Below are 12,398 nucleotides of genomic sequence, written 5' to 3'. Positions count from 1 at the left end.
CCCACCCCCCTCGCGTTACCGTTCCTTTAGGCGCATCGCTCAAGCAGAGACTTTGCGTCGCATGCACGAGAAGCAATGAAAAGAATCGCTTTTTTTTATCCAAACTGACGAATCGGCAGTACGAGCACAAAAAAGCACTTTGTCATCTATAAATGTAATCGCTTTCGTGAAAAAATGAGGTTACAAATAAAATGTTATTAATCGTTGCCAGACGTAGTTCGGATCGTGGTGCAGGTTTTGTGAAGGGCAAGTCTGTGATCATTGGCGATTATGGCTTATAATAAAAAAAGACAAAAAGGGGGGAGATGGCCATTAATGAAAACCAACTCAACTAAGCGAGCTACCGCTTTGGTATGTATGGTTTCGTTGGCTGCAGCTCTGGCAACGGCATGCAACAGCACAGAAACCAAGAATCCGCCAGCTGACGGTCAGGCATCGGCTTCTCCAGTGACTCTTTCGCTCATACAGCCAGATGGAGGACGGGTTTGGCGAGATGACAATCCGGTCACCAAAGAAATTGAGAAAAAGACTCATGTGAAGCTGAACGTGAACATGCTGCCCAATAACGATTTTAACAACAAATATAATGCGCTTGCCGCATCAGGAGAAATTCCGGATATGAGTAGGCTGGGCTCGTTCGACTACCAAAAATTTGTGGATCAAGGTTTGTTTCTTGACTTGAGCCCTTACTTAGATAAATACGCGCCTAACCTGATGAAGAATCTGAAGCCCGCGCTGTGGGAGTTGACGAAGCACAAAGGTAAGCAGTACGTTATTCCTTATGAGAATGCGCCAGGCAAAGAGGTTCCGGTAGTCCGCAAGGATTGGTTGGACGTCCTGAATATGAAGATGCCCACCAATCTGGATGAATTTGAGCAGATGGTGAAAGCGTTTACTTTTAATGACCCTGACAAAAACGGCAAGAACGATACGTACGGCATAGGCAACGCTAACACTTACGCGGAAAGCTTCATGTCGATTTTCGGAGCATTTGGTATCTCGCCGGGGATGTTTGCCAACAGTGTGCCCATGAATAGTTATTTACAGGAAAATAAGATTTACCCCGTTGCTATTTCTCCAGAATATCAGTCTTCGTTGAGCTACATTAAAAACCTATGGGATGCCAGAGTAATCGATCCTGAGATGTTTACGATCAAGTCGGATCAGGCGATGCAAAAGGTGGCACAAGGGAAAATTGGCTTTTTCAATGCCTGGTGGTCCATCGCACCGCAAACGCTGGGGCAGCAGCTCAAAATGAAGGAAATTGTGCCGAATGCGCTCTGGGAGCCGGTCTTTCCAGGCATTAAGGGGCCAGAAGGTAAAAGTGGCATGCTGTCATTTGGTAATTTAGGCGCAGTGATTGCCATTTCGTCTAAGACGAAAAATCCGGAAGCCGTTCTACGTTTCCTCGATTATATGTCTACAGACGAGGGCTGGGAACTTAGTCACTACGGGATTAAGGGCGAGCACTATCGCGAAATTACGGAGGCGCGGACGGAAGCGGGACAGAAGGCATTCGACGAGAGATGGTTGGACCCTCTAAGCCAGATTGTTTCCAGACAGGAACTCATAGAGAAAGTGAGCAAAACTTCCAAGGATCCAGTGCAACTTGATAATAACCGATTTCTAGAGAAGGCAGCTCAGTATACCTTGTATCCGGATGTCTTTTACGGGATCCCGCTGACCGATGAACAAAAATCGTACGGCCCCGATGTGGCCAAATACGAAGAGGAGATGTTTATCAAGTTTGTTACGGGTAAGGAGCCGTTGTCCAAATGGGACGAATATGTGGCTACATGGAAGAAGAAAGGCGGCAAAGCCTTGCTTGACTCCAAAATAAAAACATATAACGAGCTGAGATCGGGCAATGTGAGCCCAGGTATCTAGTGTGGGGGCAGTAAAAATGAAAGAAAAAAAAGAAAAACGGTTCATGAAGAGCAGCTTATTTGAATATTTCAACTATTTCCTAGTGCTTTCATTGCTGGTGGCGGCGATTTCTGGGGGGGCGCTGTATTATTCATCCTCGTCTTTACTCTGGAGGGATGCGATCCAGAACAGCAGCAATACGCTTCAGCTGCTCAAGAATGGGCAGGAAATTGTCCTAGCTGAAGTCGACAAGGCCATGGAATCGGTATTCTTGGATTCATCTTTTCTTCATTATATGGATTATTATGAGCAAGCCGATATCTACATGCAGCTTCAGCTTAGGCAGCGTCTCGAGAATGTCGTTTTATCCAGCGACTATATTCACTCCGTTTCCATTTACTATACCAGCTCGCAATTGATTCTGTCCTCGCTTCAGGGGGCTGTGCCGCTCAGTGGTTTTCAGGATAAGGATTTCATCCGCTCCATGGCAGGTCAGACGCCGAGCAAATCGCTCGTCCGCACGAGATTCCTACCAGGAATTTCCTCGGCCAAAGAAGAAACGGTCATCTCCATGGTCAAGACGTTGCCCATCATTAATGCGGGGACGCCATCTGCTTATGTGGTGATCAACATCAAGGGAGACTATTTGGCCCAGATCATGCAGTCTTTGAATACGAATCCCGATGTTCAATTGATTGTAACGGACAAAGAAGGGCATATTCTTTCGCAAAAATCTTCGGAGGATGAGATGTCTGATACCAGTGAACTTATCAGCGACTTGGATATTTCCCAATTTAACGGGTCATCAGGCAGCTTGATGACCAAAGTGCGGGGGATAGACACGCTGGTTTGTTATGTGACATCCGTAACGAGCGGTTGGGTGTACACCTACATGATTCCGAAGTCCGTGGTGACTCACAGTCTCCACTTATGGAGCCGGATGACAGTTATAATCAGTGTGATGGCGGTGGTGCTTAGTCTGATCGGTTCGCTGCTACTGTCCAAAAGAATCGTCAACCCGATGAATCGGCTGTTGATTATGATGCGTGGCACAGATCAGAAACCCGATGATAGGAAGGCTGAACACGCCAAGGAAATCGTTCAGATTGAGCGCAATGTCAGCCGTCTGATGGATCAGAACCGGGATTTAACTACGCTTCTGAAGGATTATGAGATCCAGAGCCGGAATAAGTTTTTACAGCGTTTGGTTTGCGGTGACGAGCAGATATCACCGCAAACGATGGACCGTTTGACTTATTACGGGCTGAGCTTGCCCGAAAAAGGGTCTTTCGTCGTCGTACTCGTTTCCATGGATCAATACACCAAGTTTTCTCAAGGAATTCATGAATCCGAGCGAAATACGCGGCTCCTACAGTTGTCGGAAGGACTTCAGGAGGAGGCTTTCGTCAAACAGGCGTATCAGGGTTATTTGGTGGAGGCAGAGCCGAATGAAATGGTGCTGGTACTCCATTTAGACAAAGAAGAGGGCGCATTAGATATGCTGCCTGACAGCCTGCGCACTTGGCTGCGTCAGCTATTAGAGCTTCTGTGCAAGGAATCGATGATGACTTTTACGATCGGCGTAAGTGCATTACACACGACGATCGAAGAGCTTAGTGATTGCTACCAGGAGGCCGGCTCAGCGCTGCGGCAGAAGCTCGTATATGGTGGCAATACGGTCATCTATTATGAAGCCGTTCGGCCGGATACAGGAATTGTCATGTACCCGATGGGTCTTGAAAAGCAATTATTGACACACTTCAAAACGGGGAATCGGGAAGGTGTAGTTTCAGGATTACAAGAATTCGAAGCCCATATGATTGAGCACCATTCGAGGCAAATCGAGGTGGTCAGGCATTACTTCTTGCAGTTGTTCTCTTCTTCGCTGCGCTGTGTTTACGAAATCGATGCGAATCTCGGTTTTCAGCCGGTCATTCAGCAGTTGAGGCATACGGATCTGTTGGAAATGGAAACGATGCAGAGCATGGTCAGCTACATGCAGGCGCTCTACGAGCTCGTACTTGATCAGCTGGAGCAGAAACGATCTCTGAAAAATCAGGAATTGGCAGATGGTATTACGGCTTATATCGACGCACATCTAGCAGAAGACTTAACGATCGAACGGATAAGTGAAATTTTTACGATTAGTACTTCGCATATGCGCAAAATCTATAAAGATGAAACTGGTATGACGATTAAGGACAGAGTATCGGAGCGCCGACTCGCGGCAGCCAGAACGCTGCTTGGCGACCCTCGACTGAAAATCCAGGAGATTGCGGATCAGGTAGGATACTTGACGGTTCAATCCTTTACGAAAGCATTTAAAATGGAAACCGGTAAGACACCAGGTGAGTATCGTGCAGAGTTGTTACGGGTCAATGCTTAGGATGTAATATCTCCTTTAACTAGATGAATTTTCCATTATTTATAATCCCTCGTTGCCCCGCACGGTCGTCCATCGCACGTTAGCGTACAAATATCAAAATGGCGGCGGATGCCGCCTTTTCTTATTGAATCGGTTATTTCTTAATATGTGATCCCTAGAAAACGTGTTCGTTAGTTTCATTAACGTTGCAGCTGAGCGTCATTATCAATAAATATCTGCCCTTGAAATAGAGATTACCGCATTATAACCAAAGAACCCAGTTGCTATAATGAAAAAGTGGTAGCGCTAACATCCTTGAAAAAGTCAGCGAAGCTATACAGGGGGGAATGAACAGATGATAACAATTAATCGATTTTTCAGTATGATCATGGCGGTTGTTTTTACGGCAGGGTTTCTTTTTAACCCTCTAACAACTAGCGTGGAGGCAGCGGTGACTCCAGAAATTAATGCAGCAGCGTCGAAAGCAGTCATATATCCTTATAATCAACCAGCGAAGTATGCGGCTTCCGTTAACTACACGCTGAAGGCGAATGGAGTGGATATTCCCGTAGTCAAAGCTTTTGACGATTATGATTATGCGAACTTTTCCATGTCCAATGGACCGGTTACCTTCGAGGTTACGATACTAAATACGGACAAAGTTCACGATTACGCTATTAGCCCCAAGAAACTGGGAATTCAACCGGACAGCGTTGTGGGTCGAACCTTGACGTTCACCACGCAGAAAGATGAATATTTGATTGTTACGATGAACAGCAGGAAGACGCGCCTCGTCATTGCGGCTGATCCGGCAGAAACCGATGTGCCTGCATCTACAGGGACAGGTATTTTCAACGTTGGACAAGCCCCTTATCTTGTTAACTCAACCGGGGATCAAACGGGCGTGGCAGCTAGGACATCAGCTATTCAGCAAGCCATTGACGATGCTAGCAGCTACGGTACACTTGCAGGGAATGGCGTTCAAGGAATCGTGTACATTCCTGCGGGACAGTACTATATTGGCAATCTCGTGTTGAAAAGCAATACCGCGCTGTATATGCAGCCTGGGGCTGCGTTTATAGGAACGGGAAAGACTGCCGATTACAAGGAACATTGGTACAAAGATTCTATGGGCAGGCCGGCAACTTGGTGGATTTCCACCGCATTTGATTCGACGAACATCAAGATGTATGGACGTGGAACGATAGATGGGAATGGCGCTGCGCTATATGCCGATAAATCAACCAATGCCAAAGGCATGATTAACAATCTGGTTGTGCCTATCGCGACATCCAATTTCATTATGGATGGGATTATCATCCGAGAATCCGCGTCTTGGGCGGTTACACCAGTTCGGTCACATGACCTAAGTTTTACGAATGTGAAGTTCTTTAACAGCTTGGGCATGGGGGAAAATGACGGGATCGATGTGTGCGAGTCGCAGAATGTCGTAGTGAGAAATGCGATCGGGATTGCCCTGGATGATCCCTTTTCGACGAAAGCTTGGAAAGAAACGACGGATATCGCGTCGGGCAAAGTACCTTGGCCCGGCAGTCCACAGCCTGTAAGTAATGTGCTCTTTGAGGATGCAATCTCTTGGACATTGTGCTACGGCTTCAAAATTGGCCAAGGGGTCATGCAGGATCAGAATAATGTAGTCTTTCGCGATGGTGTCGTGTATAAGGCGGCTGTCGGGTTTGCCATTCATCACAAATATGGCACTGGTGCTGTGAGCAATGTTACCTTCGAGAATATAGATGTCGAGGATATTAGCGGCTTCAACGAAGATAACAGTGCTTGGATGACGCTTTTTACGGTAAATGGCAGCAATTCGGGTGTAGGTCCGATCTCAGGAATTACGGTTAAAAATATTATCGTGCGCGATGCTGGCGAGGGTGTTGCCAAAATAAAAGGGCTGCCCGATGCACCCATAAGAGGCATCACATTTGAAAATGTCTATATGCCGGGAAAAGCCCAGCCTGCGACAAGCTTATATGAGATGAATTTTGCGAATAAGGACAATTACAGCGATATCACCATCAAACCGGTACAGAATCCGGAGCCTCGGCCCCAGACGAATTTGGCCCTGAATCAGCCAGCGGTGGCTTCCTCTAATGACAGTACGGTCGATACGGCGCCTTGGGCTTTTGACGGAGATATGTCGACCCGGTTCGGTTCCAAAAGAGCCGTCGATCCAGGCTGGATTTATGTTGATTTGGGAACTGTTAAATCCATTAATGAAGTGCGGCTTTACTGGGAGGCTGCCTACGCAAAAAGCTATCAAATTCAGGTATCGAATGATCTGCAAACCTGGAATAACGTGTATAGCACAACCGCTGGCAAGGGTTTAATAGAGAAAATTACATTTAATCAGACCGATGCTCGATACGTAAGGATGTATGGTACAGTACGGGCTACGCAGTATGGCTATTCCTTGTGGGAGTTTGAAGTCTATGGTCCCGAAGTTTTTCCTGAAACGATCTCTTTGAACAAAACGGCATTTACCTTGCTTCCAGGCGAAACGGAGTCCTTGACAGCAACGGTGCTGCCAGCAGATACAACGAACAATAAAGTATTATGGTCGTCGAGCAACAAAAATGTAGCTGCGGTAGATAAAAATGGACTAGTTACTGCGATTGGCTTAGGCACAGCTTTCATAGAAGCCAAAACCTCGAATGGTGAATTCAAAAAAGTGGCAACGATTACGGTAGCTGAACTGAACAAGCCTCAATTGCTATCTGTCATAAGCGGAGATGGTTACGCGAATCTGAGCTGGAGTAACGTAGACAGGGCCACGAATTACCGCATCTATGCTAGCGCAACAGCGGGTTCATATGGTTCCCCGCTAGCAACGGTTAGCAATGAAGTTTACGATTACAAGGCTGAAGGGCTGAATAACGGCGATACCTATTACTTCGTCATTAAGGCAGTTCGTGGTGAAAGAGAGAGCGGGGCTTCCAACGAACTGTTAGCAACACCGCAAATAGCAATGCCGGGAGTACCTCAAGTAACGTCCGCGTTGCCGGGCGATGCCCAAGTGCGTCTCACTTGGGAAGCAATGGATTCAGCCACGAATTATCATATTTATGTCAGTGATCAGTCAGGCTTATACGGAGATGAACTTGCAACCGTTAGCGGCTCTGTTTATACGTATGATGTTGTGAATTTAACGAATGGAACGCCTTACTACTTTGTTCTAAAGGCCAGCAATCTAGGAGGATTAAGTGGAGCATCCCAAGAAGTTAGTGCAACACCACAAATATCGCCGCCTGGAGCACCAACCGTTAAAGCCCCAGTTGTTAGCAATAGACAAGTAAGTCTCAGCTGGGACCTGATGGATCATGTGACGAATTATCAGATCTTTGTCAGCACGAATTCAGGTGAATATGGAAGCGAACTTGCAAACGTGAGCGGCTCTGTTTATACGTATGATGTCGTGAATTTGATCAATGGTACGAAGTACTATTTCACCGTTAAAGCTGTAAATCCGGGTGGAGTCAGCGGAGCATCGAATGAAGTAAGTGCAGTTCCATATATAGAAGAACATTCCAATAGTGGCGATGGCAATCAATCTAGTACACCATCGGAACAAGCTCCTGTTACCTCACAAACAGGTGAGTTGGGCTCCACAGTCAAAGATGAACTAGGAGGCAAATCCACAACCACCTATACCGTGGATGCTCAAAAGCTGGAGCAACTTTTATCCACAGGAGGAGAGGGTAGTCATATTATTTTGTCGACTTCGGGTACTACGGATGCGTTCATAGGTAAACTGACCGGACAAATGATTAAAAGCATGGAGCAAAAGAATGCTGTGCTTGAATTACAAACCGATGCAGCTAGGTATACTTTACCAGCAAAGCAGATTCAAGTTGAAAGTTTACAGAGTCAGTTTGGCGAAAATGTGGAGTTTCAAGATATTACAATCCAGATTGAAATTGTGAAACCAAATGAGGATATGGTGCAGCTTGTAAAGAATACCCTTTCCACTAATGAGCTGGAACTGAAATCTTCGCCAGTTGATTTCAAAGTGACTGCTAGCTATAAGGGCCAAACTATAGAGATTTCTCAGTTCAGCAATTATGTAGAAAGAATGCTGCCTATCGAAGATCAAGCCGATGTGGGGCAAATCACGACAGCAGTCGTGATCGACCAAGACGGAACCTTACGGCACGTACCGACCAAGATAGTAAAAGTAGACGGGAAATATTGGGCCCAAATAAATAGTTTGACGAATAGCGTCTACTTTCTGGTCTCCCACCGCATCGAGTTTGAAGATGTTCAAAATCACTGGGCGAAAAAAGAAGTGAATAATTTGGCAGCCAGAATGATTATTCAAGGGCAGGACGATACTCACTTTAACCCGGATCATGACATTACACGAGCGGAGTTCACCGCTATTATCGTTCGAGCGCTAGGATTGAAGCCGGAAAATGGTAGCAGCCTATTCGTTGATGTGACCTCTGCGGAGTGGTATCATGATGCGATTCAAACTGCCTCTGCCTACCATCTTATTGGAGGGTATGAGGACGGCACTTTCCGGCCGACGAATACCATCGACAGGGAACAGGCGATGGTGATCATGGCTAACGCCATGAAATTAACAAGCATGAAGGAGAACTTGTCGGACGCAGCACTTCTTACCAAGTATCAGGATGCCGATCAGGTATCGGAATGGGCGCAAAGAAGCATAGCCATCTGTTTACAGGGAGGCATAGTTGCTGGCAGAACGGACAGTACGCTAGCACCGAAAGGGCAATTGACACGAGCTGAAGTTGCTGTCATGTCGCAACGTCTTCTGCAGCAGGCCGGGTTGATCAATCCGTAAAACAATCATTTTCATGCTTAGGATAATCGATGTCGTCAATGCGTTTAACCAGCGTTATATTATTTATGAAGAGCGTCGCAAGAACAAGAACACGGAACCCTATTTTGGGTTTCGTGTTTTTTGATAAAAAATCATTTTTTACGTCAAAGACGCTCCAAGTAAAAACATTTATATTGAAAATGAGATCAATATAAAGGAGTGTATCAATGCGATGAACAACAAAAAAGTGATTTTTCTAAGTCCATGGCAGGTTGAAACGGTAGAAGAGAACTTCTCCGGGCAAATTGGCGTAGAGGAGGTACTGGTCAAGAAGCTGTATACCTTAATCAGTCCGGGGACTGAACTGGCTATGCTGTCGGGGAACGAAGCTTGGTTTCAGATGCCTGGCATTCCAGGGTATGCAGCCGTAAGTGAGATCGTGGAAGTGGGGGCAGGCGTGACGGGGTTTACATCCGGCGATATTGTTTTTCATTATGGTACCCATTCCAAGTATGAGGTTGTTTCAATAAGGGGGACTTTCCTTAAAGTTCCGAAGAATCTGGATTTGAAATGGGTACCATTTACTCGCATGGCAACCGTTGCAACGACGGCGATTCGTGTTTCAAACATTGAATTTGGTGATTATGTTAGCGTAACGGGGCTTGGACTCATCGGAAATATGGCCGCTCAACTGGCACAGGCTCAGGGCGCTACTGTGATTGGTATCGATTTATCTGTAGAGCGACTTCGAATAGCCGAGCAGTGTGGTGTTATCTATGGTTTGAATGGTGGACAAGACAGTGTGAAGGAACAAATCGCCGATATTACCCATGGAAAAGGAGTTTCTACGCATATTGAAGCTACGGGGGTCCCGCAAGTAGCGATCCAGAGCCTCCCCTATATCGCCAAATTAGGCGAAATCATTTTCTTAGGCAGTCCTCGCGGTGAATATAACACGGACGTGACGGATGTTCTGAACTACTGCCATCTCTATGGCAGGGGCTGTATTACGTTCAAGGGAGCGCATGAATGGCGTTATCCGATTGAGGCTAACGAGTTTGTCAAACATTCGTTGGTCAGAAACTCGAGCATTATATTCGAGATGATGAAGCAAAGACGGTTGCAGATTGAACCTTTAATCAGCCATGTGCTGAAGCCGGAAGAAGCTAAGAAAGCTTACGAGGGTCTTCGATTGAATAAGGATCAATACAGTGGTGTTTTATTTGACTGGAGCGAGTCATGAGTCTGAAAAGAAAAGTTCGCGTTGGCATGATCGGCTACAAATTTATGGGCAAAGCTCATAGTCATGCCTACCGGGATCTTCCTTTCTATTTTGATACAGATATCGACCCTGTACTTCAAACGATCGTTGGTCGTGATGAAGCCAATGTTAAACGTGCGGCTGATAAATTTGGATGGTTATCGTATGAAACCGATTGGCGTCGTCTGATAGAGAGGGATGATATTGATATCATAGATATCGGTACCCCGAATCATTTGCATGCGGAAATCGCCATTGCTGCGGCTCAAGCGGGGAAGCATATCATCTGTGAAAAGCCACTCGCTATGCATAAAGAGCAAGCTTTCACCATGTGGAAAGCCGCTCAAAAAGCCGGCGTGATCCATATGATCTCGCATAATTACCGGTTCGCACCTGCTATCCAATATGCCAAAAAGCTAATTGATGAGGGAGTTATAGGGGACATCTATCATGTGAGAGCACAATACTTGCAAGATTGGCTCATGGATGCAGATTTCCCTCTTGTTTGGCGTCTTAAGAAAGACATATGCGGCTCAGGAACTTTAGGTGACCTTATGGCTCATTCTATTGATTTGGCTCGATTTCTGGTAGGTGAAATTAAGGAAGTTACTGGCATGATGGAAACGTTTGTCAAGAAGAGGCCTGTAGAGGGCGAACCAACTATGGCAGACGTAGATGTAGACGATGCTGTTGCGGCTTTGGCTAAGTTTGAGAATGGCGCCTTTGGCGTTTTCGAAGCATCGCGATTTGGCAAGGGAAACCGCAATGGGAATCGTCTTGAAATCAATGGTTCCAAAGGTTCTTTACGCTGGGATATGGAAAATATGAATACCCTTCAGTTATACTTGGACAATGATGTATTCGGCATGCAAGGCTTTAGAACGATTCATTGTACGGAAAGCGTACACCCGTATGCTGGGGCCTATTGGCCTGCTGGCCATGGTATTGGATATGAACATACGTTTATTAATCTGATGCATGCGTTTATGCAAGGCATTTCAACAGATGTGAATCCGTTCCCAAGCTTCGAGGATGGCTATCGGAATCAAGTGGTGCTGGATGCGATCGCAAAGTCGGCGTCAAACGGAGCACGGCTTAAAATTAAATATTGAGACATTCATCAATCATTTCGCTGGAGGGAAGTACATGGAGATTTGGATGAACAGCTTATCGCCTTACGTCAGAGTGGTCAAAATTCATAAATCCTTCTCTCTGGCAGGTGAATGGATGGATTATGACCATGTGTTTACCTATATCGAGCAAGGTGAAGCTGAGTTTTTTTTGAACGGAGTCAAATATGAGGTGAAGGAGGGAGATATTCTCCTTATGCCTCCCTTTATGGCGCATATTATTCGCTCTACATCAGAGATACCTTTGATCCAATATATCGTTCATTTTGACTTGTATTATGACGAAGAACGAAGCTCATGGAAGGACCAATTGATTACGGAAGAGCGTAAAGCCATTACCGATAAAGAGATGCAGTTTGCATCTACAAGCCCCATTTCCCGCTTGCAATTGCCGGACCAGATTGAGTTAAAGAAAAGATTCCTGATCATGCAGAAGGAGTTTCTGGATCGGAGATCGGGTTATTCGTTGATTCTTAAAGGAATTTGTTTAGAATTATTAGTTCTTTTTATGAAGGGACAAGTGGGCAATAACGATAGAGAAGGGAAGATGACGAAGGGGTGGGTGTTTATTGAAAACACCATCACATTCATTAATGAACGATATTGGGACCCTGGACTGGATAATCATACGATAAGTGAGCATGTCGGCATATCGACCAATCATTTGTCGTTTTTATTTAAAGATCAGCTTGGCATTACGATTCATAAATATTTGACGCATATTCGCATCGAGCAATCCAAAATAAGAATGATTGAAGGGACCCAAACTTTAACCGCTATTGCGGAGATGGTGGGCTTTTCAAGCATTTATTTATTCAGTCGATCTTTCAAGGCTACGGTCGGAGTTATGCCCAGCCAGTTTATGGCGATGAATTCTGATATTAGCAAACGTTGAAATAGTCCGTCCTTTTGTCGTAGATATCTTACTTCTGTCCTGTTGTGAACGCATCCATCCATTTCTTAGAATAA

6 protein-coding genes are annotated in these 12,398 nt (G+C 45.6%); all 6 read left to right on the top strand.

From position 1 onward, the window contains the following. The first annotated feature begins 315 nt into the window (after positions 1-315). A complete protein-coding gene (locus ASL11_RS17295) occupies positions 316-1,887 on the top strand; it encodes an extracellular solute-binding protein (RefSeq protein WP_056616929.1) in 1,572 nt (523 codons plus the stop codon). A gap of 16 nt (positions 1,888-1,903) precedes the next feature. Then, the gene (locus tag ASL11_RS17290; RefSeq protein ID WP_056616927.1) at positions 1,904-4,252 is read left to right on the top strand and encodes a helix-turn-helix domain-containing protein; all 2,349 of its coding nucleotides are present in this window, start codon (positions 1,904-1,906) and stop codon (positions 4,250-4,252) included. A gap of 334 nt (positions 4,253-4,586) precedes the next feature. Next, positions 4,587-9,059: an S-layer homology domain-containing protein gene (locus tag ASL11_RS35880; RefSeq protein WP_082595521.1), complete on the top strand. Its 4,473-nt coding sequence runs from the start codon at positions 4,587-4,589 to the stop codon at positions 9,057-9,059. A 211-nt stretch (positions 9,060-9,270) separates the two neighbouring features. After that, a complete protein-coding gene (locus ASL11_RS17280; RefSeq protein ID WP_056616924.1) occupies positions 9,271-10,281 on the top strand; it encodes a zinc-dependent alcohol dehydrogenase in 1,011 nt (336 codons plus the stop codon). Then, positions 10,278-11,411: a Gfo/Idh/MocA family protein gene (locus ASL11_RS17275; RefSeq protein ID WP_056616921.1), complete on the top strand. Its 1,134-nt coding sequence runs from the start codon at positions 10,278-10,280 to the stop codon at positions 11,409-11,411. Before ASL11_RS17280 ends, ASL11_RS17275 begins: the two co-directional genes overlap by 4 nt. A 34-nt stretch (positions 11,412-11,445) precedes the next feature. After that, on the top strand, positions 11,446-12,324 hold the full coding sequence (locus ASL11_RS17270) for an AraC family transcriptional regulator (protein WP_056616916.1): 879 nt from the start codon (positions 11,446-11,448) through the stop codon (positions 12,322-12,324). Positions 12,325-12,398: the final 74 nt, after the last annotated feature.

The organism is Paenibacillus sp. Soil750 (genome assembly GCF_001428045.1).
Taxonomy (GTDB): domain Bacteria; phylum Bacillota; class Bacilli; order Paenibacillales; family NBRC-103111; genus Paenibacillus_E; species Paenibacillus_E allorhizoplanae.
The sequence above is the reverse complement of the archived record's forward strand: the minus strand, read 5'-3'. Positions and strand labels throughout refer to the sequence as shown.